This is a genomic window from Janibacter sp. HTCC2649, assembly GCF_000152705.1.
Classification (GTDB): Bacteria; Actinomycetota; Actinomycetes; order Actinomycetales; family Dermatophilaceae; genus Knoellia.
In genome coordinates, this window is sequence record NZ_CH672413.1 from 226,320 (window position 1) to 250,931 (window position 24,612).

23 protein-coding genes are annotated in these 24,612 nt (G+C 67.6%); 15 read left to right on the top strand and 8 right to left on the bottom strand.

Annotation, left to right across the window (positions count from 1 at the left end; translation table 11 throughout):
* Window positions 1-243: 243 nt before the first annotated feature.
* From JNB_RS01120 to JNB_RS21225, 5 genes are all read left to right on the top strand, one after another.
* Window positions 244-1,305, top strand: coding sequence for a hypothetical protein (locus JNB_RS01120; protein ID WP_237700576.1), 1,062 nt, complete (start codon window positions 244-246; stop codon window positions 1,303-1,305).
* A 799-nt stretch (window positions 1,306-2,104) separates the two neighbouring features.
* The gene (locus JNB_RS01130; RefSeq protein ID WP_009774547.1) at window positions 2,105-4,567 is read left to right on the top strand and encodes a cation-translocating P-type ATPase; all 2,463 of its coding nucleotides are present in this window, start codon (window positions 2,105-2,107) and stop codon (window positions 4,565-4,567) included.
* Between the two features lie 187 nt (window positions 4,568-4,754).
* Window positions 4,755-5,348, top strand: a complete 594-nt coding sequence (locus JNB_RS01135) for a DUF305 domain-containing protein (protein ID WP_009774548.1) — start codon at window positions 4,755-4,757, stop codon at window positions 5,346-5,348.
* Window positions 5,349-5,394: 46 nt separating this feature from the next.
* Complete coding sequence (locus JNB_RS01140; protein WP_085942687.1) at window positions 5,395-6,267, top strand: F510_1955 family glycosylhydrolase; 873 nt, start codon at window positions 5,395-5,397, stop codon at window positions 6,265-6,267.
* Window positions 6,268-6,447: 180 nt separating this feature from the next.
* Window positions 6,448-6,777, top strand: coding sequence for a hypothetical protein (locus tag JNB_RS21225; RefSeq protein ID WP_148232245.1), 330 nt, complete (start codon window positions 6,448-6,450; stop codon window positions 6,775-6,777).
* A gap of 191 nt (window positions 6,778-6,968) precedes the next feature.
* Here the strand turns inward: JNB_RS21225 and JNB_RS01145 are convergent, their stop codons facing one another.
* Window positions 6,969-7,385, bottom strand: a complete 417-nt coding sequence (locus JNB_RS01145) for a hypothetical protein (protein WP_148232246.1) — start codon at window positions 7,383-7,385, stop codon at window positions 6,969-6,971.
* 971 nt (window positions 7,386-8,356) lie between these two features.
* On the opposite strand from JNB_RS01145, the gene JNB_RS01155 reads away from it, so the two are divergent.
* The 3 genes from JNB_RS01155 (at window position 8,357) to JNB_RS01165 (ending at window position 11,311) form a co-directional block, all read left to right on the top strand.
* On the top strand, window positions 8,357-9,502 hold the full coding sequence (locus JNB_RS01155; protein ID WP_148232539.1) for an IS110 family transposase: 1,146 nt from the start codon (window positions 8,357-8,359) through the stop codon (window positions 9,500-9,502).
* 214 nt (window positions 9,503-9,716) lie between these two features.
* Window positions 9,717-9,947 (top strand): helix-turn-helix domain-containing protein, encoded by a 231-nt coding sequence (locus tag JNB_RS22265; protein WP_202795211.1) that lies wholly within the window; start codon window positions 9,717-9,719, stop codon window positions 9,945-9,947.
* 218 nt (window positions 9,948-10,165) lie between these two features.
* The gene (locus JNB_RS01165; RefSeq protein ID WP_009774552.1) at window positions 10,166-11,311 is read left to right on the top strand and encodes a site-specific integrase; all 1,146 of its coding nucleotides are present in this window, start codon (window positions 10,166-10,168) and stop codon (window positions 11,309-11,311) included.
* Between the two features lie 21 nt (window positions 11,312-11,332).
* On the opposite strand, the gene glnA is transcribed toward JNB_RS01165, so the two are convergent.
* A complete protein-coding gene (gene glnA, locus JNB_RS01170; protein ID WP_009774553.1) occupies window positions 11,333-12,757 on the bottom strand; it encodes a type I glutamate--ammonia ligase in 1,425 nt (474 codons plus the stop codon).
* A 171-nt stretch (window positions 12,758-12,928) separates the two neighbouring features.
* Between glnA and JNB_RS01175 the strand changes: the two genes are divergently transcribed.
* Window positions 12,929-13,345 (top strand): hypothetical protein, encoded by a 417-nt coding sequence (locus JNB_RS01175; RefSeq protein WP_009774554.1) that lies wholly within the window; start codon window positions 12,929-12,931, stop codon window positions 13,343-13,345.
* A gap of 14 nt (window positions 13,346-13,359) precedes the next feature.
* On the opposite strand, the gene JNB_RS01180 is transcribed toward JNB_RS01175, so the two are convergent.
* Genes JNB_RS01180 through lipA form a run of 4 tightly spaced genes read right to left on the bottom strand, consistent with a single transcriptional unit; the run spans window position 13,360 to window position 16,865 of the window.
* Window positions 13,360-14,007, bottom strand: a complete 648-nt coding sequence (locus tag JNB_RS01180; protein ID WP_009774555.1) for a LysE family translocator — start codon at window positions 14,005-14,007, stop codon at window positions 13,360-13,362.
* A gap of 59 nt (window positions 14,008-14,066) precedes the next feature.
* Window positions 14,067-15,047, bottom strand: coding sequence for an endonuclease/exonuclease/phosphatase family protein (locus JNB_RS01185; RefSeq protein WP_009774556.1), 981 nt, complete (start codon window positions 15,045-15,047; stop codon window positions 14,067-14,069).
* Between the two features lie 5 nt (window positions 15,048-15,052).
* Entirely contained in the window at window positions 15,053-15,784 is a 732-nt protein-coding gene (locus JNB_RS01190) for a DUF4191 domain-containing protein (protein ID WP_009774557.1), read from the bottom strand.
* A gap of 55 nt (window positions 15,785-15,839) precedes the next feature.
* Window positions 15,840-16,865 carry a lipoyl synthase gene (gene lipA / locus JNB_RS01195; protein WP_009774558.1) on the bottom strand — a complete coding sequence of 342 codons (1,026 nt, stop codon included), beginning with the start codon at window positions 16,863-16,865 and terminating at the stop codon, window positions 15,840-15,842.
* A gap of 108 nt (window positions 16,866-16,973) precedes the next feature.
* Here lipA and JNB_RS20205 point away from each other — a divergent pair, with 108 nt between their 5' ends.
* Complete coding sequence (locus JNB_RS20205; RefSeq protein WP_009774559.1) at window positions 16,974-17,375, top strand: hypothetical protein; 402 nt, start codon at window positions 16,974-16,976, stop codon at window positions 17,373-17,375.
* A 38-nt stretch (window positions 17,376-17,413) separates the two neighbouring features.
* Here JNB_RS20205 and lipB read toward each other — a convergent pair whose 3' ends face one another.
* On the bottom strand, window positions 17,414-18,046 hold the full coding sequence (lipB, locus tag JNB_RS01205; protein WP_040883452.1) for a lipoyl(octanoyl) transferase LipB: 633 nt from the start codon (window positions 18,044-18,046) through the stop codon (window positions 17,414-17,416).
* Between the two features lie 60 nt (window positions 18,047-18,106).
* On the opposite strand from lipB, the gene JNB_RS01210 reads away from it, so the two are divergent.
* From JNB_RS01210 to JNB_RS01220, 3 genes are read left to right on the top strand one after another with little or no spacing between them, the layout of a single operon-like run.
* The gene (locus JNB_RS01210; protein WP_009774561.1) at window positions 18,107-20,332 is read left to right on the top strand and encodes an MMPL family transporter; all 2,226 of its coding nucleotides are present in this window, start codon (window positions 18,107-18,109) and stop codon (window positions 20,330-20,332) included.
* Window positions 20,333-20,342: 10 nt separating this feature from the next.
* Window positions 20,343-21,404 carry a Gfo/Idh/MocA family protein gene (locus JNB_RS01215; RefSeq protein ID WP_009774562.1) on the top strand — a complete coding sequence of 354 codons (1,062 nt, stop codon included), beginning with the start codon at window positions 20,343-20,345 and terminating at the stop codon, window positions 21,402-21,404.
* Window position 21,405: 1 nt separating this feature from the next.
* Window positions 21,406-22,002 (top strand): DinB family protein, encoded by a 597-nt coding sequence (locus JNB_RS01220; RefSeq protein WP_009774563.1) that lies wholly within the window; start codon window positions 21,406-21,408, stop codon window positions 22,000-22,002.
* Between the two features lie 15 nt (window positions 22,003-22,017).
* Here JNB_RS01220 and JNB_RS01225 read toward each other — a convergent pair whose 3' ends face one another.
* On the bottom strand, window positions 22,018-22,752 hold the full coding sequence (locus tag JNB_RS01225; protein WP_009774564.1) for a peptidase E: 735 nt from the start codon (window positions 22,750-22,752) through the stop codon (window positions 22,018-22,020).
* 145 nt (window positions 22,753-22,897) lie between these two features.
* Between JNB_RS01225 and JNB_RS01230 the strand changes: the two genes are divergently transcribed.
* On the top strand, window positions 22,898-23,788 hold the full coding sequence (locus tag JNB_RS01230; protein WP_009774565.1) for an ABC transporter ATP-binding protein: 891 nt from the start codon (window positions 22,898-22,900) through the stop codon (window positions 23,786-23,788).
* Window positions 23,785-24,597: an ABC transporter permease gene (locus tag JNB_RS01235; RefSeq protein WP_009774566.1), complete on the top strand. Its 813-nt coding sequence runs from the start codon at window positions 23,785-23,787 to the stop codon at window positions 24,595-24,597. The genes JNB_RS01230 and JNB_RS01235 overlap by 4 nt, the downstream gene beginning before the upstream one ends.
* The last annotated feature ends 15 nt before the right edge of the window (window positions 24,598-24,612 follow it).

Consider the following 24,612-nt stretch of genomic DNA (forward strand, 5'->3'; position numbering starts at 1 on the left):
GGCCAGATCAAACCGTCACAACCACCCCGGCGCGTCGCCAGTGGGGCCTGATCAGACCGTCACGGTGGGGCCAAAACAACCTGTCAGAGTCACCGCCCATCGAAAGCGACCCGGAGCCCCTCATGAGCAACGCAGCGTTCACGGCACATGGCACATGGCACACCGGCGGGCCGTATCGCGCGAAGTTATTGGAGCTGGCGCCTTGTCGTTCCTCTGGTGGCAGCGGCCGGAATGGCTGTGGGCGTGCTTGTCGTCTTCGTTGGGAGCGGAGACCGCGAGCCGATGGCGGGGTCCTCCGGAGTCAGCGGCGTTGCGTCGGCCCACCTGGGGATGGTCGCGGGGACGGTGTGGGTCGCGAACGAGGACGGTGCGAGCCTGAGCGCCATTGACACGGCCAGCAACACAGTGGCTACGACGGTCGAAGGCGTGAAGGGGCCGCATAACGTGCAGGTTTCGCCGAACGGCAAGAGTCTCTGGGCGGTCAGTGGTCATGATTCGCTTGCGGTGATGTTCGACGCATCGTCCCTGCAACTTCATGGTGTTGCGGCAACCGGCGGGGCGCCCGCGCACGTCGTCCTCACCCCCGACGGCCGAACGACCTACACGACCAACGGCGCCGACAGCACCGTGACAGCAATCGACTCCGTGACGATGGCCCCTATGGCGGAGATTCCGGTGGGGGCCGGGCCGCACGGGTTGCGTCCCAGCCGTGTGGTCGTCGCGAACGTCGCAGGGAGCACCCTCACTTTCATGGACACCGCGAGCAACACCAAGGTCGCGGACGTCGAGGTCGGAAAGGCGCCGGTCCAGGTGGCCTTCTCGCCGGATGGCGCTTTCGTTTATACGTCGGTCAGCGGCGAGGGCGCCGTGGTGAAGGTCGATGTCGCGACCCTCAGGGTGCTGGGCCGGGTGGCTGTGGGGGATGGGCCGATCCAGACCTTCGCGACTGCGGATGACCGGTACCTCTTGGTTGCCAATCAAGGGCGAGAGGACCGGCCAGGCACGACGGTGTCGGTCATCGACACCAAGACGTTTACGGTGGTCCGAACGGTGGAGACCGGTCAAGGCGCCCACGGGATCGTCGTGGACCCCACGAGCCGGCACGCCTACATCACGAACCTGTACGGCGACGATGTCGCCGTCATCGACCTCGGGGAACTGCGCGTGGTGGCTCGCATCCCTATGGGGGATAAGCCGAACGGAATCAGCTTCTCGTCGGTCACCGTGCCCGCCCAGGAGGCAGTCATGCGCGACGTGCCTGCCCCACATGGCGGAGCCGAGCCGAACGCGCACATGGCTCACTAATTGAGCGGAGTGGATGAGCATGAGGGTCTCACTTGTCTCCAATGTTCTTTCTCGGCGCCAGGAGCTCCGGCGGCGCGAGTCATGGATCCGCCGCGGGCTGCTGGTCCACCATCAGCGATCGCCGGGTCCGCTCCGAGCTTCCCTTCCAAGCCGTCGCCGTAGGTTTCCGGGAGTGGGGTGCACCGGCCATCGCGATAGCCGTCTTCACAAACATCTTCCGCAATTCGGCTCTTGTCATGGGGCCAGCCGTCAGGGCAGACGGCGCCCCGACAGATGCGCCGAGCCCTGGCGCAACCTCAACGGTGCAGCACGCCGAGCACCACGCGTAGAGCCTTCAGCAAACCTTCATGGTGGCCCTCCTGCTACCTCCACTTCGGTGGATCACGGTGGACATGGAAAGAAGGGAAGGACGATATGGACATTGAAGGACCTTCTGGGAACCCCACCCCAGACCGCGCCCGGGCCAGTGGCAGGACGACACACCTACGAAGACGACATCCAATTTTCTGATTGGCGGTCCTGACGGCCAGCCGGCAGGCAAGTCCCACAGTGATGACGAGGGCCACGCTCAGATGCTTCTGGCTTGCTCCATGCTGATGCTGTTCATCGCGTTTGCGCTCGTGGGAACAGGTGTGTGGAGCTCGGCTGCCATCGCGTATGCGCTCTTGGGCGTGGGTTTGATGGCCGCGGTGCTGCTGCCCGTGCCCTGGCGCCGGTACTAACCTGAGAAATACCCTGTGGGGGTATGCTGTTGTCGTGCATGACGTTAGTTCGAGCCGACCTACGGAGATGCGTTGTCATGAGTCAGAGGACCGTCCTACAGCTGGGGGGCCTGCACTGGGCCACCTCCGCTCGCGCCATCGAGTCCACGCTGACTCGTCGGCACGGCGTTGAGGCCGTCGAGGCCAACGCCGCGAACCAGACCGCCACCGTGACCTACGACCCCGGGGTCACGTCAGTGTCGGAGCTCGCGGGGTGGGTTCGCGACTGCGGCTATCACTGCTCGGGTCGGTCGGTGCCGGACCACCTTTGCGAGCCGATGGGGGAGCCTGCAACGGGCCACGCGGCCCTCCGGAACGGTCATGGCTCCACGGCGCTCCACGAAGACGCTGCGGTGGTCGACAGCCACGAGGCTCACGCCCGGCATGCCCTGCCCGCAGATGGTGGGCCCAGCACTCACTCGTCGCACGAGATGATGGGCCACGGTGGGCACGCCGGGATGTCGATGGCTGACATGGCCCGAGACATGCGCAACCGGTTCCTTGTCGCCCTGGTGCTCACCGCCGGGATCACGTTGTGGTCGCCCATGGGTCGGGACATGCTCGGCTTCGAGGCGCCGACTCCGTTCGGGCTGCGCGACGACGTGTTCGCCCTGCTCCTCAGCCTGCCGGTCGTCTTCTACTCCGCATGGATCTTCTTCGACGGTGCCTGGCGGGCGCTGCGCAACCGCACGCTCGACATGATGGTGCTGGTCGCCGTGGCCGTCAGCGCGGGCTGGCTCTACAGCGTCGGCGTCACCGTCACGGGCGGCGGCGAGGTCTTCTACGAGGCCGCCGCGATGCTGACCACGTTCGTGCTGCTCGGGCACTGGTTCGAGATGCGTGCGCGCGGGGGTGCCAACGACGCGATCCGCGCCCTCCTGGACCTGGCACCGCCCCGGGCCATCGTCCTTCGCGGCGGCGAGGAGGTGGAGATCCCCACCGCCGACGTGGTCGTGGGCGACCTCGTGCTCATCCGACCCGGCAGCAAGGTGCCCGTGGACGGCATCGTCGAGGACGGCATCTCCGAGATCGACGAGTCGATGGTCACCGGCGAGAGCATGCCCGTGGGCAAGACACCCGGCTCCGAGGTGATCGGCGCCTCGATCAACACCACGGGCACGCTCCGGGTCCGGGCCACCAAGGTCGGCTCCGACACGGCGCTCGCACAGATCGTCCACCTGGTGCAGGAGGCCCAGAACTCCAAGGCCCCCGGACAGCGGCTCGCCGACCGCGCCGCGTTGTGGCTCGTCCTCGTCGCGCTCATCGGCGGCGTCGGGACCTTCCTCGTGTGGCTGGCTGTCGGCGCCAGCGTGCAGGTCGCCCTTCTCTTCGCCATCACGGTCGTGGTCATCACCTGCCCCGACGCCCTCGGCCTGGCCACCCCGACCGCGATCATGGTCGGGACCGGGCTGGGCGCCCGACGCGGAGTGCTGTTCAAGACCGCCACCGCGCTGGAGTCCGCTGCCCGCATCGACACCGTCGTCCTCGACAAGACCGGCACCCTCACCAAGGGCGAGCCCGAGGTCACCGACGTCGTGGTCGCCGACGGCACGGACGAGGACGAGCTGCTGCGCCTGGTCAGCGCCGTCGAGCGCGAGTCCGAGCACCCCCTCGCCGGCGCCATCGTCGCGTATGCCGTGCAGCGCGGCATCTCTCCGCCCGTCACCTCGGGCTTCCGCAACGTCCCCGGACACGGGGCCGTGGCAGACGTCGACGGTCACCGCGTCGTCGTGGGCAACCGCAAGCTCATGGTGCAGGAGGGCATCGACGTCGGCCCACTGCTCGCTCGTCGCGAGGAGCTCGCGGCCAGTGGGCGCACCGCGGTGCTCGTCGGCGTGGACGGGCGCGGAGCCGGAGTCATCGCCCTGGCCGACGCGGTCCGCGAGACCTCCGAGCAGGCCATCCGTGAGCTGCACGAGCTCGGCACCGAGGTCGTCATGCTCAGTGGCGACAACCAGGCCACGGCCGAACGCATCGCCCGCCAGCTCGGGATCGACACGGTGATCGCCGAGGTGCTCCCGGGTGACAAGGCCGCGAAGGTCGCCGAGCTGCAGGCACAGGGCAGGAGGGTCGCGATGGTGGGCGACGGCGTCAACGACGCACCTGCCCTGGCCCAGGCGGACCTCGGCATCGCGATCGGGGCCGGCACGGACGTCGCCATCGAGACGGCCGACCTCGTGCTCATGCGTTCGGACCCGCTGGACGTGCCGATCGCGCTGCGAGTCGGCCGGGGGACGCTGCGCAAGATGCGCCAGAACCTCGGGTGGGCCGTCGGCTACAACGTTATCGCGCTGCCCATCGCGGCCGGAGTCTTCGAACCCTCACTGGGCCTCGTGCTGCGGCCCGAGGCCGCAGCCCTGTCGATGTCCGGGTCTAGTGTCATCGTCGCCGTCAACGCCCTGATGCTCAAGCGGCTCCGGCTCCCCGCCCCACCACAGACAGTCGAGGGCACCAAGCCCACGCAACGTGCAGCCGAACCCGCAGCGCACCGCGGCGGCTGACGCGAATCCCGACCAGTCGCCATAGGGCCGATCAGCCGGTTCAAGCCCATCTTCATCAAACCTTCAGCAAATCCAGATCAGAGGCCCATCGTCGCGCCGCATGCTGGACACCGGCCCGCACCCGACTTCCCCTTCGCCCGGGTGCGCGCCACCACGATCGAAGACGCAACTCAAGGAGCAAACTCTCGTGCACCTCAACAAGCGCTACCCCATCCTTGCCGGGCTCGGCATCACGGCCGTCCTCACGCTCAGCGCCTGCGGAACCGACGAAGCCGGGTCCGCGGCGCCCGGTGGCATGGGCTCCATGTCGTCGAGCGCGTCCGAGAACGCTTACGCAGGCCAGAAGGACGACGTCGAGTTCGCGCAGATGATGATCCCGCACCACCAGCAGGCCGTGGAGATGGCCGACATGGCCCTCGAGGGCGCGTCCTCACCCGAGGTCACCGCGCTGGCGCAGCAGATCAAGGCCGCCCAGGACCCGGAGATCGCGACGATGACCGGCTGGCTCAAGGAGTGGAAGGCGCCCATGTCCGCGGACGGGGGCCACGGCGGTCACGACGGCGGGATGATGTCCGATGGAGACATGAAGGAACTGTCGGCAGCAAATGGTGCCGCCTTCGACGAGATGTGGCTCACCATGATGATCCAGCACCACGAGGGTGCTGTCGACATGGCGCAGGACGTTCTCAAGACGACCAGCAACCCAGAGGTCAAGGAGATGGCCCAGGCGATCGTCGATGGGCAGAACAAGGAAATCGCCACGATGAAGGCCCTCCTCTAACAGTCGGCTAGCACACCATCCGACCTCCTTCGCCCGAAAGGCTTCAATGCACCGCTCGGCATCTCACGGAATCCGCGCGATAGTCGCGCTGGGGATCACGCTGACATTGCTGGCTGGGTGTTCGGCGAACGCCGATGACAACGCAGCCCAAGCGCCCACCGTCTCAAGCGCCGTCGCCAGCGCAACACTGCCGTCGGCGCACGTCCACGGGGTTGGCCGAGACCCTGCAGACGGTGCCCTGCTGCTGGCGACGCACGAAGGCCTCTTCCGGTACGGCCCCGACGGCCCCACGAGGGTCGGCCCGATCGTCGACCTCATGGGGTTCACCATTGCCGGTCCGGGCCATTACTACGCCTCAGGCCACCCCAACATGGTCCGCGAGCTTCCTCAGCCTATGGGCCTCCTCGAGAGCACGGACAGCGGCAAGACCTGGACGGTCCTCTCACGGGGCGGACAGTCGGACTTCCACACCCTCACGCAAGCCGGCGACACCCTCATCGCGTTCGACGGACAGCTCCGACGGACGAGTGACCACCGAACGTGGTCAACTGGCGCCCTCCCCGGAGAGCCGCGAACGCTCTCCTCCGACCCGGAGGGCAAGACCGTTCTCGCGACCACCCAGACCGGGCTGATGGCGTCCAAGGACCAAGGAGTCACATGGGCGCCGATCGCAGGTGCACCGCCGCTGCTGCAGGTCGCATGGGGTGACGCACGAACGGTCGCGGGCGTCACCCCCGACGGGGCAGTAGCGATGAGCGTCGATGGTGCTCAGACATGGCGATTGACCGGCGCAAGCGTCCCTCCTCCGCAAGCCATGAGCGCCAGCGTGACGAAGGCAGGCCTGGAGGTCCTCGTTGTGACCGAACAGGACGTGCTCAGCTCAAAGGACGGAACGCGGTTCACCACCATCAGCAAATGAGGTGGATCGCTACCGCGAGTACCGGGGAGGCGACTCGCCGGCGTCGTACGTCTGCTCAGCCTTCCGACCCTGAACAATCACTTTTGTTTGCCCGGCGTGTGCCAGCGCGCTCCATGCTTGCTCAGGACCCACGTCTCAGACGGGACGCAGCCGAACAGGCGACAATGGCCCGGCAATCGGGTGGCAGAAGCACCGCCGCCGCCGAGCAGGTCCGAGACCGCGGATACCGGAATCGATCCCGAGCTCATCGCGATCGATGGCAGCGGCGGGGTCCATGACGGCCAAGGGGGAGCGGACCGGTGGCCGTGGAGCCGTCGCTGGATTCATTACGTCGTCCCACGGATCAGCGCCGACATGGAATCGCTCATGCTCGACAACCGTACGGTCTTGGTGCCTTGGCACGGCCAGGTCATCCTCGCTTCGACCAAGCGACGGTCACCTCGAGTGATCGTCCACGGCAAGCATGGGGCCATGCTCGGCGAGGTGCGCCCATTCGAACAGAGGCGGTGAACCCGTCGCCGCCGTCAAGGAAAGCAAGCGCGGACCGCGGCAAAGTCGGACGAGCGTAGCCGTCCTCCACGCGGCAAAGTCGGACGAGCGTAGCCGTCCTCCACGCGGCAAAGTCGGACGAGCGTAGCCGTCCTCCACGCGGCAAAGTCGGACGAGCGTAGCCGTCCTGCACGCGGCATGTCCGGTAGTCCTCATTCGGCGCGCTTGCGCCGGCGCCGTTCCTGATCGAGGTCCAGACCGAACGCTTCTATTGACACTCGGCGTGACTCCTCAATGCCCAGCCACACCAACAGGTAGGTCCGAGCGTCGTCATCCTGGATCGGCCACACAGGCCACTCGCCGCGCTGCAAGCGTTCGACAGCGTCCCCGATGTCGGACAAGAACGTATCGTCGAACTCGCCGTCGATGTACGACCAGACTTCTAGCGTCATTTTCGGATGGGACATGTTCTTCCACCACAAATGACCAGTCTGCTGCGCATAGGGCTCAGCGAACACCAGCACGTGTCCGACGCGCCCTTCGCCGATGGCGAGCACTTCCGCCACACGGAAGTCGAAGTCTTGCGCCGGGTGTGGCGACACAGGAGGGAACTGAGGCTTCCAAGGCATGGGGGAATCTTCCCCCACGAGCGGACCGGCCGATCTGGGGCAGATCCGGAAATTGCCTGGCCCTAGAGGTGCGGTAGTTCCGCGCCGCCGCGCCGTTCAGCTCGGCGAAACCGCCAGCGAAAGATCGAGAGGATTGCCACGGGCCAAGCCAATAGCGCTGGAAGCCACAGCCACCACCGCAACCCTGCCTCCTCTGCGGCAATCGATATGGCGACCATCCCGAATACTCCGAGGGCCCGCCATGCACGCCCTTCAAAGAATCCGCGGGAGGTTCGCGGACGTGCCCGAAGTTGGCGGGCGTACTCGTTGGGACCCAGCGCCTCCCACACCTCGCGGGCCAACGCGATGACCTCCGCGTCATCCTGGGCGCCAGTCCGCATCACCAGCGACTCCCAGACTGGATACGTCTGATCTGCAGGCTCGTGTTCCAACTGCACCAGCGAACGTGCTCCGCCAGGGTCGTGGAGCGCGAGGATGACGTCCGCGAGAGCGCGATATCATCGCGCCACCTCGGCGTCACTGAATCCATTGAGCCGGGGAGGACTGCCCGCCAAGGCGACCGGGCGGCCATGCGCGAGAGCCGATGCAATCAATACGTGTGAGGGCTCGGGAATCTCCCACGGGAACTGAGCAGCAACCATCGGCACCCGCGCACACTACTGTGCCGGTCGATCAGCTCTCGACGATTTGACCGCGACTAGGTTTACCGGACATCGGCTACTTGTTTCATTGACGGCATGGCCGGGATCTGACGAGGCTCGGTCTAGGCGTTCGGGGTTGTCGCTCTCATTTCGGCTGCTCACCTCGGTGTGGCTCTCATTTGGCCTGCGCATCCCCGGACGTCGCCAGAGCGGGAGAGGCTCAAGAGGGGTTTGCCCTAGCTCGAAGTAGCGTTGCCCTCCCAGCTCGACCACCCATCAGGTTCGAGTTCGGAGGACACCATGGACACGGCATCGCGAGTCGTCATCGGGATGGACCCACACAAACGCTCAGTCACGATCGAAGTCATGACCAAGGACGAAACCATCGTCGGGACAGGGCGCTTCGCCACCGACCGTGACGGCCATGCCGCGATGCGCCGCTACGTCCAGGCGTGGCCTGACCGCGTCTGGGCGATCGAGGGATGCCAGGGCATCGGTCGGCACGTGGCCAACCGGCTCCTGGCCGAAGGCGAGCAGGTCGTTGACGTTCCACCGAAGCTGTCCGCTCGGGCGCGGGTGTTCGCTACCGGGCAGGGCCGCAAGACTGACGCCACCGACGCGCACTCGGTCGCGTTGGTCGGCACGCGGATGAGCGGCTTGCGACCTGTCGTCGACAACGAGGACCTGGCGGTGCTGCGGATCTTGGTCGACCGGCGCAGGTCGTTGGGCGAGGAGCACACCCGCAAGATGTCGCAGGTCCACCACCTGCTGCTCGAGTTGATCCCCGGCGGCGCGAAGAAGGACCTGTCCGCCGCCCAGGCCAAGAAGCTGCTCGCGACCGTCCGCCCGCGCGATGCCGCCGGCAAAACGCGGCGTCGGGTCGCGGCTGAGCTGATCGCCGACCTCGAGCGGATCTATCAGCGCAAGAAGGCCGCGAACAAAGAGCTGACAGCCTTGGTCGCTGCGACCAGCACCACGCTCATGGCCCTGAACGGGATCGGCCCTTCCGGAGCCGCACGGCTGCTCGTCGAGGTCGGTGACATCACCCGGTTCCCGGACAAGAACCACTTCGGCTCATGGACCGGCACCGCACCCATCGACGCATCCTCGGGCGACAACGTCCGTCACCGGCTGTCCCGCGGGGGCAACCGTCAGATCAACCGGGTGCTGCACATCATGGCCACCGTCCAGCTGCGCAACCCCACCGAGGGCCGCGACTACTTCGACCGCAGCAAAGCCCGCGGCAAGACCTCGAACGAGTCCATGCGGCTGCTCAAACGGCGCCTGTCCGACATCGTGTACCGGACCATGGTCAACGACGCCGCCCGACACATTGGGACGGGCCCGGGAGGGCAACGGGGCGACGACTCTGACTCCAGCGCGGCCGGCTCACAGCCCCACACCAACTCTTCGGACAAGCCACTTCCCGGACCCGCCACCACCGATCCTAGAACCCCGTTCCCGGCCGCCTCTTGACACAGAGGGGAGCCAGATCCGGTAAACCAAACCAGCAACGATGGGGAGGCTGCGACCGAACATCCGTGACGAGCCGCGCCCCGGACTTGGATCTGGGGCATATCTAGTCGTACGGCGTCGCTGGGTGACCACATCGGCTCGGTTCCGCGCTTTAGGTCGACATCGATGTTGTCGTCGGCAGTAGGTGGCTGGCGCTGGACGAAGGAGATCCACAGTGAGCACTACCCCACCCCACGCTATCCAGCGTGCATCTACTCACGCCGACGACGAGCTACTGACTTTGCAGGAAGTCGCCGCTATGGTCCGGGTACCGGTCGCAACCTTGCGCTACTGGCGCCACCTCGGAACAGGGCCGCGTAGCTTCAGGATCGGACGGTGCGTTCGCTACTGGCGCACGGAGGTCGCCTCGTGGCTTGATAACCAGTCTTCAGAAGCGGTGGACTAGGGGAGTAGTGGCGGCGCGAAGGCCGCCGGCTAGCGCGCTGGTCCCGACCTTGGCTCGACAGACCCATGCGACCTGGATGCGTGTTGCCCCGCGGACTGGACAAGGGGGATAGTCGGGGGGCGAGGTCGTTGAGACTCAGACCGCTGCCGTGGGCGTCATGTGCGTCGGCCCGCTGGCCGTCGAGTGACGGTGGGTAGGTGCGATGCCTCGGCCCTTCAATGCAGCACATCCCCGATGATCTCGATCCCGGGCAGACCGCCAATCAGCCGCTTGGCATCAGAAGGACTGTGACGATGGCCAATATCGAGAAGCGACCTGACGGGGTCTGGCGCGCGCGGTACTACGACGCCGCTGGTCGCCAGCACGCTCGTCATTTCAGGCGCAAGGTCGATGCCAAGAGCTGGATCGACGAGGTGACGGCCTCCATCGTGACGGGCAACTACGTGGACCCGAAGGTGGCGCGTACCACCGTGTCTGACTGGTGCGACTCCTGGCTCGTCGGGTACGGCACCCGACGGAAGTCCACGGTCCGGCAGGCTGCCGTGCACGTGAAGGTAATCAAGGCGGACTTCGGTTCCACTCCGCTCTCCGCGGTGAAACCGTCGGACGTGAAGGCTTGGACGGTGACGCTGGGGGAGCGGTATGCGCCCTCGACGACGTACGCGATGTACCGCAGGTTCGCTCAGATCATGAGCGATGCCGTGCACGACGGGATCCTTCAGAAGTCACCGTGCTCAAGGCGCACCTCGCCCCCGCAGGCGAGGCAGCGGCCACATGTCGCGACGACGGAACAGGTGTGGGCTCTCCACGATGTCATGCCTGCGCACCTACGCGTGGCCATTCTGCTCGGGGCGTTTGTCGGTCTGCGGGTGTCCGAGGCGGCGGCGCTGCGTGTGCAGGACGTGGACTACATGCGAGGCGTCGTGACTCCGCAGATTCAGTACCCGGACGTGCCCCTGAAGTCCGAGATGAGCATGACGGCCGTGCCAATGCCTTCGGAGCTGGCCCTCCTGCTATCGGCGAACCATGCCATGTACGGCGGCACCACGGTCGTCACCGCCGAGGACGGACGGGCGACAACCCCGTACGCGATCGAGCGGGCGATCCGGGCGAAGAGGGGGCAGGTCCCCGGGCTCCCGGAGGGCTTCCGGTTCCACGACCTGCGGCACTACCTCGCGTCGCTGTTGATCGCCTCCGGGCTCGACGTCAAGGTGGTCCAGACCAGGCTCCGCCATGCCACAGCCACCACGACGCTCAACACCTACGGCCACCTGTGGCCGGACGCGGACGAGTCCTCACGAGCCGCCGTGGCAGTGGCGCTGAATGCTCGTGAGGACTCGTCAAGGACTGCGGCAGGAGTCTAGGCCTCTGACCTGCGGTTTTGCTCAGATGTCGAAGTACATCTCGAACTCGTGCGGGTGCGGGCGGAAGCGGATCGGGTCGACCTCGTTCTTGGTCTTCCACTCGATCCAGGTGTCGATCAGGTCCTGCGTGAAGACGTCGCCCTCGAGCAGGAACTCGTGGTCGGCCTGCAGTGCCTCGAGCACGGCCGGGAGTGAACCCGGAACCTGCTCGATGGCGTCGTGCTCCTCCGGGGGGAGCTCGTACAGGTCCTTGTCGACCGGCTCCGGGGGCTCGATGCGGTTCTTGATTCCGTCGAGGCCGGCCATGAGCTGTGCGGCGAACGCGAGGTACGGGTTGCTCGACGGGTCGGGGATGCGGAACTCGATGCGCTTGGCCTTGGGCGAGTCGCCGGCGATCGGGATACGCACACATGCGGAGCGGTTGCGCGCCGAGTAGACCAGGTTGACCGGAGCCTCGTAGCCCGGGACGAGGCGGTGGTAGGAGTTCACCGTCGGGTTCGTGAACGCGAGCACCGCGGGGGCGTGCTTGAGCAGGCCACCGATGTACCAGCGCGCGAGGTCCGAGAGACCGCCGTAGCCGCGCTCGTCATAGAAGAGCGGCTCGCCGTCCTTCCAGAGCGACTGGTGCGTGTGCATGCCCGAGCCGTTGTCACCGAAGATCGGCTTCGGCATGAAGGTCGCGGTCTTGCCGATGCCCCACACCGTGTTCTTGACGACGTACTTGAACTTCATCATGTCGTCGCCGGAGGCGAGGAGCGTGTCGAAGCGGTAGTTGATCTCCTGCTGACCAGCGGTGCCGACCTCGTGGTGGCTGCGCTCGACGTTGATGCCGACCTTCTCGAGGTTCAGGCAGATGTTGTCGCGGATGTCAGCGAAGTGGTCGACCGGCGGGACGGGGAAGTAGCCGCCCTTGTAGCGGGTCTTGTAGCCCTTGTTGCCACCCTCCTCGACGCGGCCCGTGTTCCAGGCGGCCTCGATGGAGTCGACGTAGTAGTAGGACGCGTTGGCCTTGGTCTCGAAGCGCACGTCGTCGAAGACGTAGAACTCGGCCTCGGCACCGAAGTACGCGGTGTCGGCGATGCCGGTGGACTTGAGGTAGGCCTCGGCCTTGGCCGCGATGTTGCGCGGGTCGCGGCTGTAGGGCTCGTCCGTGAACGGGTCGACGATCGAGAAGTTCATGATGAGCGTCTTGTGCTCACGGAACGGGTCGAGGAACGCCGAGCTCACGTCGGGGATGAGCTTCATGTCGGACTCGTGGATGGCCTGGAACCCGCGGATCGAGGATCCGTCGAACGCCTGGCCATTCTTGAAGAAGTCCTCGTCGACCGACTGGGCCGGCACATTGAAGTGCTGCATGACACCGGGCAGATCGCAGAAACGGATGTCGACGAACTTGACGTCCTCGTCCTTGATGAACGACAGGACCTCGTCAGCAGAGCTGAACAAGTGGGGCCTCCTAGGCAAAGGGGAAGGTCGGGCGGCGCCCGGGCATGATCCAGACCCTATGTGGCAAGGGTTTCTCGTCCATGACCCGAATGTTTCACCGGTGTTACACCCTGCCAGAGGTCGCGGCGACCCGTCATGGGCGTCCGCAGTGAGAGCGAATACAGTCCTACGGTGAGCACGGAACGAACATCGGAGTATGCCGGTCAGCTCCTGGGCATGCCGGCTTCCGGTCCCGGGTCGATGGCTCCGCTGTGGCGGCGCGCCCTCGGATTGCTCGTGGACTGGTTCTCGGCACAGCTCATCGCGCACTTCGCTTTTGGCGCTGCCCTGGGGGCCGGGGGAGCGCAGGCCTTCGTGCCGCTCGGGGTCTTTGCCCTGATCAACGTCCTCAGCGTGACGGCGTTCGCTGCGACCCCGGGTCAGGCGCTCCTGGGTCTGCAGGTGCTGCAGGTGAGCCCGGGCTCGTTCCCGCTGCAGGTCGTCGTCCGGACCGCGCTGTTGTGCCTGTTCATCCCGGCGATCCTCAGCGATCGCAACGGTCGTGGCTTCCACGACGGCCTCGCCGGCACCGTCATCGTTCGCCGCTGACGCAGGTCCGACGGTCAGAGGGTGCGTGACCCCGTGGCGGCGGTGAAGCCGCCGAGGCCGATGTAGGTCAGGCCGATCGCGATCTTGCCCTTGGTCGACTTCTTGCCACGTCGAGCGCTGAGTCGCGTCGAGATCGTTCCGGCGAGCGCGCCGTAGCTCGCGTCGAAGACGAGACCGATCACGACGAACACCGCGCCGAGGACGAGGATCTGGCCGGTCATCGAGCCGCGGGCCGGGTCGAGGAACTGCGGGAAGAAGGCGAGGAAGAACAGCGCCACCTTGGGGTTGGCGATCCCGACGAGGTAGCCCTGACGCCAGCTCGTCCAGTCGCTCGGTCGAGCCGTGACGACCGGGGCCGCGACCGTCGTGGTTGCGCCGCGCGTGCGCAGCACCCCGATGCCGAGCCAGATGAGGTAGCCCGCTCCGACGTACCTGACGACCGACAGCGCGATGGCCGACGTCGCCAGGACGGCGGTGAGTCCGAGAGCCGTGGCGACGACGAACGTCGCGGTCGCGGACTCGACACCGAGCGCCGACATGACCCCAACCCGTCGACCACCGGCGACGCCCCGGGCCACGAGGAAGAGCATCGCGGGGCCGGGGAAGAGGATCAGGAGGAGAGACGCACCGGCGAACGCGGCAACGGTGGTGGGGGACGGCATACGCCGCACGTTAGACCTGACCAGCCACGCAGGGCCACGGCATTTCGGAAGGTGAGCGGTCAGTCGCCCAGCGCGAGCCGTGCCCAGACGAGGGCATGGTCGGTCCCGGGCACGACGGACATTCCGGCGTCCACGACGTTGCCGTGCCGGACGAGCACGTGGTCGAGCTGCACGAAGGCGGGTATGCCGCTTCCCTGCGGCCACGTGCGCACCCAGCCGGAGCCGGTGGCGCGCTGCGCGTCCACCATGCCTTCGGCGAGACGCCGGTATGCCGGGTGGGCCTGCGAGGCGTTGAAGTCACCTGCGAGGACCAGCGGGGTCTGCTCCGGTTGCTCGGACACCCAGTCGGCGGCCTGACCCAGCTGGCGGTGCCACCCGCGCACGAGCTTCGCCGTCGGTGGGTAGGGGTGCATCGCCCGCACGACGTAGTCGCCGGTGGGCGCGTGCACCGTGGCGACAGGTTGGTCGAAGAGCCCGGGGACGTGCTCGGCCGAGACCTTCGTGAGGGAGTGTCGGCTGAGGATGACCGTGCCGTCGGCGCCGAGTTGTGGTGAGCCGACGCGGTGGGGAAGCAGTTCGGACGCCCCGGCCGCATCGATCGCGTCCGCGGTTTCGGGCGTCACCTCCGTGAGAACCAGCGTGTCCACGTCCAACGTGCGGATGCGGTCGACGATCGCGCCGGGCTCGGCTCTGCCGAACTGGAGATTGCTCGCCGCGACGACCTCGTCGTTGCCAGAGGGCGCCACCGTGCTCTCACCCATCGCCGACGCGGTCAGGGTGAGAGGCACGAGAGCGACGACGAGCGCGGGCAGGGCCAGGCCGATCCGGCGACGCAGAAGCTCGGCGAGCGACAGGGCCCACACGACGGCGGCCACGCCAACGATCGGAAAGGCGGCTTGCAGGACCGGGAGGCGCCAACGGCTGGTGTCGACCCAGCGGGTCGCAAGCGCAGCGGCGAGCAGGACAGTGGGAAGGAGACAGAGACCTGCAACACCGATCCGGCGACCGCGAGACGTGGCGGGGCGGTCGGCAGTGGGCACGCGGCCTACTTGCCCTTCATCGCCTTGCGGTCGACGCGGGCGCGGGTGGGGTCCATGCCGGCCGGCACACCGGTGCGCAGACCGCCGAGGGACTTGAGGCGCTTGTTGACGACCGAGGCCTCGTCCTTGGTGAGGACCGGGCGCAGACGCGTGAGCTTGGAGCTGATCTTGCTCACCTTGACCTCGTCGTCACCGTCGCCGATGACCCAGAGGTGGACCGGCACGCCGGGGGCGACCCGGTTGACCTTCTTCTCCTCGGCCTTGAGGAGCTTGAGGGCGCGCTGCTTGGGGCCCTCGCCGATGAGGACGATGCCGGGGCGACCCAACGCGCGGAAGACCATGGCGGCTCCGGAGAGGTCGCTGGCCTTGGCGGCGCGGTTGGCGTCGACGGCCACCGGCTCGGTCGAGGCGTACCAGCCACGCTTGCCGATGCTCTGCAGGGCAGCGCCGGCCGCGCCGGGCTGGCCCTCGAGCGCGCCGTACATCGCCTTGTTGCCGCGGCGGTTCATGACGAAGACCGCTGCGAGCAGGGCTGCGGGAATCGCGATGATGACGAGGTACCAGCGCCAGATGCCGCCGAGAAGGAAGCCGATCCCCACGATCACCGCGAAGGTGATGAGGGCAGCCAGCAGCATGGCCCAGCCGATCTTGGCGTCGAGCTGCTTGATGGCCTTGTAGGCCTGACGGATCTCGGCGAACCGGCCCGGCTTCTTCTCTTCGGTGGTCTCTTTGGCCACGAGGTGCGTGCTCCTGCGTTGTCGGATGGCGCCGTGCGACGCCCTGATGCTCAGATCAGGATACGGCTCGTGCGGAGCGCGCCACCAAGGACGCTGCTTCCTGACGGGCCGGGTCACCGGCAGCCTGCTCGAGGTGGGACAGGTGCTCGGGGATCGGGCGGCCCCACTTCTTCATCGCGGTGGCCCACAGGCGGCCGGCGCGGTAGGACGAGCGCACGAGCGGCCCGGCCATGACGCCCTTGAAGCCCATGTCCTCGGCGACGTTGCTCCAGTGGACGAACTCCTCGGGCTTGACCCACCGGTCGATCGGGTGGTGCAGCTTCGAGGGGCGGAGGTACTGGGTGATCGTGAGGATGTCGCAACCGGCGTCGTGGAGGTCCGCGATCGCCTCTTCGACCTCGTGGTCCTCCTCGCCCATCCCGAGGATGAGGTTGGACTTCGTCACGAGCTCGGCCTCGCGGGCCATCGACAGGACCCTGAGCGACTTCTCGTAGGTGAAGGCCGGACGGATCTGCCGGAAGATGCGCGGCACGGTCTCGAGGTTGTGGGCGAACACCTCGGGGCGGGCGTCAAAGACCTGGCTCACGAGCTCGGGCTTGGCACCGAAGTCGGGCGGGAGGATCTCGACACCGGTGTTGGGGTTGAGGGCGTGGATCTGACGGATCGTCTCGGCGTAGAGGCCGGCGGCACCGTCGGGCTGGTCGTCACGGGCGACACCGGTGACGGTCGAGTAGCGCAGACCCATCTGCTGCACGGACTCGGCGACACGGCGCGGCTCGTCCAGGTCGAGGAAGGTGGGGCGACCCGTGGCGATGTCGCAGAAGTCGCAGCGGCGGGTGCAGACGTCACCGCCGATGAGGAAGGTGGCTTCCTTGTCTTCCCAGCACTCGAAGATGTTGGGACAGCTGGCTTCCTGGCAGACGGTGTGCAAACCCTCTTTTTTCACCATCGAGTGGAGCTGGGTGTACTCCGGCCCCATCTTGGCGGTGGTGCGGATCCACTCGGGCTTGCGCTCGATGGGGGTCTCGGCGTTGCGGGCCTCGACGCGCAGAAGACGACGTCCTTCGGGTGCGACAGTCACACGGACAAGCGTACGCCCGGGTGTGCCACACCCCACATTCGCCCTCGCCGCGTCGCTCTCCGTCACGCACCCAGGGAACCGAGCGGCCGCCGTCGGCGTCAGAGGCACATGAGACGACTCATCGTGGTGGGGACGGTCGCGCTCCTGACGGGGTGCGGCTCATCGGTTGCCTCACCTCGGCCGGCGACGTCGTCGCAGACACCGACGGCCGAGATCAGCTGTGGCGAGGTCGAGCTGGGGCAGGGCGAGGTGCTGGAGGTGGGCGGTGCCAAGGAACGCGCCTGCTTCGAGGGCGCCCTGCGCGAGGGACGAGCCGCGACCCTGGCCGTCTCCCAGCCCACCATCGAGGGCGATCCGATCGTCACGACCTGGCGGCTCGCCACCGATCGAACGCTCACGGGCGACATCGACTCGAGCAAGGACCGGTTCGGCAACCAGGCGCACACCCTCGTCTCGTGCGGGCGCATCACCCAGCTGCCGGACCCGTTGAGGTGCGCCCAGAGCGGGTGACGAGCGGACGGCATACGCCGCCGTCGTTGCAGTGAAACTCAGCCCAGGATGTCGGTGAGGTGCTTCTCGGCGTATGGAAGGAGATCCTGGACCGTCACGGTCCGCCCGGCCTCGCGGCTGATCGACGAGACGCCGGCGTCGGCGATGCCACAGGCGACGATGTTGTCCGCCCAGGTCAGGTCGGCGTCGCAGTTGAGGGCAAAGCCGTGCATGGTCGTGCGCTTGCTGACGCGCACACCGATGGCGCCGAGCTTGCGGTCGGGACCGCGGTCGTCGGCGAGCACCCAGACACCGCTGCGACCGTCGACGCGCACCGTCTCGACCCCGAACTCGCGGGTCATCCGCATCATCGCGTCCTCGAGCCGGCGCACGTGCGCCACGACGTCGATGGGTACCTCCTGGAGCGCCACGATCGGGTAGCCGACGAGCTGCCCCGGACCGTGCCACGTGATGAGGCCGCCGCGGTCGACGTCGACGACAGGAGTGCCGTCGAACGGCCGCTGTTCGGGCTGGGTGCGCTTGCCGGCGGTGTAGACGGCGGCGTGCTCGAGCAGCAACGTCGTGTTGGGCTCGCGCCCCTCGGCCACCGCGGCGTGCACCTCTCGCTGGCGCTCCCACCCGTCGTTGTAGTCGACGAAGTCAGGCGCAAAACCCAGGTGCACAAAACGCATGAACCCACGGTATGCCGTGAGCGCACCTTGCGCTGCACCGCACCGACGTAGGCTCCCGACATGACGAGCCGCGAGCGCGCGACCACGGTGGGCCGACCTCGGCGGATCCTCCTCGGAGCCCTCGCCGTCATCGTCGTCTGGTTGGCGATCGGGGCGGTGGGTGGACCCGCGACGGGGAAGCTTTCCGAGGTCCAGAAGAACGACAACGCGTCGTTCCTGCCGGCCGATGCCGAGTCGACCGCAGTGCTCAGGGCCGTGAGCCGGTTCAGCGACGAGGAGGAGATCCCACTCATCGTCGTCGCCGAGCGTCGCGACGGCGCCGAGCTCGGTGAGCGGGACGGCTTTGCGCTCCTGCAGCTGGTCCGCGAGCTGCCGGGCATCCCGCTGCCCGGCTCGGACAGGACGCTGGCCGACTACCTCGGCGAGGGGTCGCAGATCGTCCCCGTTCCTGCGCAGGACAGGCGGGCGGCGCTCGTCATCATCCCGCTCAAGGAGAGCGCGGCATCTGACGTCATCGACGGCGAGACACCCATCGTGGCTGCGGCAGAGGAGGTGCGGGTCAAGGCACGGGTGATGCTGGGCGCGGCGGGGATGACGACCCATGTCGGCGGACCCGGTGGCCTCATCGCCGACTTCTCTGCCGCGTTCGCGGGGATCGACGGTGTCCTGTTGCTCGTCGCGCTCTGCGTCGTCCTCGTCATCCTGCTCGTCGTCTATCGCAGCCCGATCCTCCCGATCGCGGTCCTGCTCAGTGCGGTGTTCGGCCTGTCGCTGGCGGTGCTCGTCATTCGCCCGCTCGCGGAGAACGGCACCATCGAGCTGTCCGGTCAGTCGCAGGGGATCATGTTCATCCTCGTCGTCGGGGGAGCGACCGACTACGCCCTGCTGCTCGTGAGCCGGTTCCGCGAGGAGCTGCACGAGCACGAGAGCACCTGGGTCGCGTTGCGCCGGGCCTGGCGGGGTTCGGTCGAGCCGATCGCAGCCTCCGCCGCGACCGTCATCCTCGGGCTGCTCTGCCTCATGCTCGCCTCGCTCCAGAACACTGCGGGGCTCGGGCCGGTGGGCGCGTTCGGTATCGCTGGTGCGTTGCTCGCGTCGCTGACGTTCTTGCCTGCCGTGCTGTTGCTCTTCGGGCGAAAGGCGTTCTGGCCGTTTGCTCCTCGCGTCGACCACGCTCATGCCGAGGACGTCGTGGGCACGCGCTCGCTGTGGGGACGGGTGTCCGGTCTCGTGGGACGGCATCCTCGACGGACGTGGGTGATCACCCTCGTGGCGCTGATCGCGGCGGCCGCGTTCGCGCCTTCGTTCAAGGCGGACGGGGTGACCATCAAGGACACCTTCCTCGTGGCGACGGACTCGGTCGATGCGCAGGGCGCGATCGAGCGGCACTTCGCTGCTGGGTCGGGCAGCCCCGTCCAGGTCGTCGTACCTGCCGACCGTGCGGAGGCGGTTCGCAGCGCAATGGACGATGACCCCGGCATCGAGTCGGCCTACGTCGGGCTGGCGCCACCGGTCCCGGGGCAGCCGGCGCCCGAGGCCACGCCGGTGGACGGGCTCCAGCTCGTGCAGGGAACTGCGACCGGGGCGGCCGACAGCACGGGTGCTGAGGAGACCGTGCGCAGGCTCCGGGCCTCGTTGGACGACGTCAGCCCCGACGCCCTCGTCGGCGGTCAGGCGGCGATCAACCTCGACGTGCTCGAGGCCAGTGGTCGTGACCTGCGGGTCATCGTGCCCGCGATCCTTCTCGTCATCTTCCTCGTGCTGTGCCTGCTCCTGCGGTCGCTGGTCGCGCCGCTGCTCCTCGTCACGGCCAACGTCATCTCGTTCGCCGCGACGATCGGGGTGTCGGCCCTGGTCTTCGACCATGTCCTGGGTTTCGGCGGGAGCGACCCGGCGATCCCGCTCTACGGGTTCGTCTTCCTCGTCGCTCTCGGGATCGACTACTCGATCTTCCTCATGACCCGCGTGCGGGAGGAGTCCGCACATCGCGGGACGCGGCCCGGCATCCTCGTGGGACTCGCGGTCACCGGTGGCGTCATCACGAGCGCCGGCATCGTTCTCGCCGCGACCTTCTCGTCCCTGACGGTCCTGCCCCTGGTCTTCCTCGTGCAGGTGGCGTTCATCGTGGCCTTCGGCGTCATCCTCGACACGTTCGTCGTCCGAAGTCTCTTGGTCCCGGCTCTGGCCCACGACCTCGGGCCGCGGGTGTGGTGGCCCGCGCGCTTGCCCGGTGATCGCGCGACCGAGGCGGAAATGCTCGCGAGGAGTGACGGTCCCTCGCACTAGGGTTCACGCCATGGTGAGAGTCGGACTGGCAGGTTACGCATCGGCAGGGCGCGGGATCCACGCGCCGATCATCCGCGAGGCCGGCCTCGAGCTCGCCGCCGTGGCGACGTCGAATCCGGATCGTCGAGCCGAGGTGGCGCAGGACTTTCCCGATGCGCTCGTCGTCGACGACCTGGACGCGCTGCTGGCCGTCGAGGGTCTCGACGTCATTGTGCTGGCGACACCGAGCGGCAGCCACCTCGAGCACGCCCTCAAGGTCATCGAGGCCGGCATCGCCTGCGTCGTCGACAAGCCCCTGGCTGTCACCGCCGACGACTGCCTGACCGTCGTCGATGCCGCCTCGCACGCAGGTGTGCCGCTCACGGTCTTCCACAACCGACGCTACGACCCGTCGCACACCACCTTGGCCACCGTCGTCGCGGATCGACTTGCGGGAGAGCCGTTTCGGTGCGAGCTGCGTTGGGAACGTTGGCGCCCCGTGCCCAAGGACCGCTGGCGCGAGAACGCCTCTGCGGCCGAGGGCGGCGGCATCATGCTCGACCTGCATGCGCACCTCATCGACTCTGCGGTGCAGCTCTTCGGCCCCGTTCTCACCGTGTTCGCCACCGTCCAGTCCCACACCACTCCCGCCGAGGACGACGCCTTCCTCGTATGCCGTCACGAGTCCGGCGTCGTGAGTCACCTCGGTGCCACCTCGGTCTCGGGCGCAGCGGGTCCGCGCGTTCGTCTCCTCGGGAGCGACGCGGCATACATTCAGAACGAGTTCGAGGGTGAACCGAACGTCTACGCGGACCTCGCCGACGCCGACGCAGACCACTGCGGTTGGCTCATGCGCGCGCTGGAACGTGAGGCGGTGCCCACGACGCCGGCGAGCCAGGTCGACTTCTATCGCGCGGTTGGCTCCGCCCTGTCGGCGCCGGACCCGCAGGCAGCCATGCCGGTCGACCCGCGCGATGCCATCCACACCCTGGCCGTCATCGACGCCGCGAGGGCGAGCGCCGAGGGCGAGCGGGTCGTCGAGGTCATCACACCCGGGCTGCGTCCCGGTCACACCGACGAAGGGGACTCCTGACATGACCGACGACCACAAGGCCATCCTCAAGCGCTATCTGGGTCGTTCCCGCGAGGCGGTGCTCTGGAAGCTCGAAGGACTGTCGGAGCACGACCTCCGCCGCCCGCTGACGCCCACCGGCACCAACCTGCTCGGCGTCGTCAAGCACCTCGCAGGCGTCGAGGCGGGCTACTTCGGTGACTGTCTGGGCCGGCCTGTCCCGGACATGCCGCCGTGGTACGCCGAAATGATGGCCGACACCCTCGAGGACAACGGCGACATGTGGGCGACGGCGCAGGAGTCCAGGGACTCGATCATCGACCTCTATCGCCGGGTCGCGGCCCACGCCGACGCGGTCATCGAGGAGCTCGACCTCGACGACACGGGTTCCGTGCCGTGGTGGGGTGAGAGCGGCACGGCCGTGTCGCTGCAGTGGTTCCTGGTGCACATGATCGCCGAGACCAACCGGCATGCCGGCCACCTCGACGTCGTCCGCGAGCTCGTCGACGGAGCGGCCGGGATGCGACCCGAATCCACCAACATGCCCTCCGACGACGAGGACTACTGGGAGAGCCACCGGGCTCGGCTTCAGGAGACCGCAGACCAGTTCACGGGCTGATTCTTCGCGAGAGGCTCAGGGGTTGACGAGGCGGCGCGGTTCGAGGCGCTCCTCGACCGCCGTGTCGCCCTCACGCGTGACGATGTAGGCGCCCTTGTTGTCGCGCTCCGAGACCGCCTCGACGAGCTCGGTGCCGTGATAGACGAGGCCGACGCCGTCGTCGGTGCAGTGGGTCGTGGGCAGGGTGCCGTTGGCGACGAGCTCGTGGACGAGCGGTCGGCGGCGGGCCTCGGAGTCGTAGTGCACGCCGTTGCCGTAGGGGAGGAGTGCCAGTCCGTTGGTGACGGCGCGCAGCTCGGGTCCGAACGAGTCCGTCGTCCCACCGAGGTACCAGCAGATGGATCCGGCGGAGACGCCGGAGAGGACGACCCCGGCCTCCCACGCGGCGCGCATCGCGGGCGCGAGGTCGTGGACCTGCCAGACGGCCAGGAGGTTGGCAACCGAGCCACCATTGACCCAGACGACGTCCTGGTCGAGGAGCAACCCGGGCACGTCGTCGTGGTTCGGCATCGGGAAGAGGTCGAGGGTGGTGATCTCGAATCCGGCCACGCGTCCGGCCTGGTGCAGGTGGTCGTTGAGGTAGCGCTGGTCACCCATGGCCGTGCCGACGACCGTGACCTTGGGGCGCCGGCCCGTGACGCCGGACAGCTCGACGGCGTGGTGGACGAGGGCATCGAACTCGAGGAACGTGCGGCTGGAGGGGCGGTAGCCACCCGAGGTGGCAAGGATCGTCGGCTGGTCGGCAGGCATGGATTCGACCCTAGCCGGACAGCGCGAAGGGAGCCGGACGGCATACGCCGTCTTCGCCGAAGGCACCTGACGCCTGACATTTGTCATGGGCCGGTCGTGACAACCGTGTGAGGGCGCGAGGCACGTCGCCCGTGAGGCTCGATGCATGACGACACACACAGCGGTCAGCCTCCGCGGCGTGACCAAGAAGTTCGGAGATGTGGAAGCCGTCCGGGGGATCGACCTGGACATCGAGCCGGGCGAGGTGGTGGCTTTCCTCGGCCCCAACGGCGCCGGCAAGACCACGACCATCGACATGCTGCTCGGGCTCTCGAAGCCGACCAGCGGTGAGGTCGAGGTCATGGGCATGAAGCCCCGTGACGCCATCGCTCACGGCCTCGTCTCGGCAGTGATGCAGACCGGGGGACTGCTCAAGGACCTGACCGTTCGCGAGACGGTCGCCTACATGGCCAGCCTCTTCGCCAACACCGAGTCGGTCGACGACGTGCTCTCACGGGCAGGCATCAGCCACATCGCCGGCCGCAAGGTCGGCAAGTGCTCGGGTGGCGAGCAGCAGCGCCTGCGCTTCGCCCTCGCCCTGCTGCCCGACCCGGCGCTCCTTCTCCTCGACGAGCCCACCACCGGCATGGACGTCGAGGGCCGCCGCGCGTTCTGGGGAGCCATCCGTGAGGACGCCTCCCGCGGCCGCACGGTCCTCTTCGCGACGCACTACCTCGAGGAGGCCGACCAGTACGCCGACCGGATCGTCCTCGTGAGCAGCGGCAAGGTCGTGGCCGACGGCAGCGGGTCGGAGGTCAAGGCCCTCGCCAGCGGTCGCACCGTGCGCGCCACCTGGTCCGGCGCCGACGTCGACCGCCTGACCGCCATCGGTGGCGTGGACTCGGTGGAGCTGCGCGGGGACACGGTCTACGTCCACGCCAAGGACACCGACTCGGTCGCGCGCTACCTCCTCGCCGAGACCGACGCGCGAGACCTCGAGATCACCGCGCGGGGCCTGGAAGAGGCCTTCCTCAACCTGACAGGAGCAAACGCATGAGCACCGCAACGAACACCGCCACGTCCTCCGCCAGGAGCGCCGTGGACCCCAGCACTCGCACGGTCCCTCGCTTCGGCGGCTTCAACACCACCATGCTCGGGATCGAGCTCAAGCGGATGCTGCGCAACCGCCGCACGATCATCTTCACGCTGATCTTCCCGGCCGCGATGTTCTTCGCGTTCGGAGGACAGTCGGGCTGGAACGAGAAGGTCGGGAACGGCAACGTCGCGGCCTACATCCTCGTCTCGATGGCCCTCTACGGAGCAGCCCTGACCGCGGCCGCAGGTGGTGCCATGGTCGCCATCGAGCGGGGGCTCGGTTGGTCCCGATCGCTGCGGCTCACGCCTCTCAACCCTGCCGTCTACATCCTCACCAAGGCGCTCGTGGCGCTGGTCATGGGCACCATCGCGGTCACCGTCGTGAACCTCGCCGGAGTCATCCAGGGCAAGCCGCACATGCCGGTCGGCACGTGGATCAGCTGCGCCCTGCTCACGGTGGTCTGCACCCTTGTCTTCGCGGCCCTCGGCGTGTTCATCGGCTACCTCGTGCCGGGCGAGAACGCCATGCAGGTGCTCGGCCCGGGGCTGGCCCTGTTCAGTTTCGTCGGCAACGTCTTCATCCCGATCGACGAGGGAACGACGATGTGGCACGTCGCGTCGTTCACGCCGATGTTCGGAGTCGCCGAGATCGCCCGGTCCCCGCTGACGCACGACCTGCCCTGGTACGCCGTCCTCAACGCGGTGCTCTGGCTGGCCCTGTTCATCGGTGGGGCGGCGTGGCGGATGAGCAAGGACACGGCGCGGGTCTGACCGCACGGCAAAATG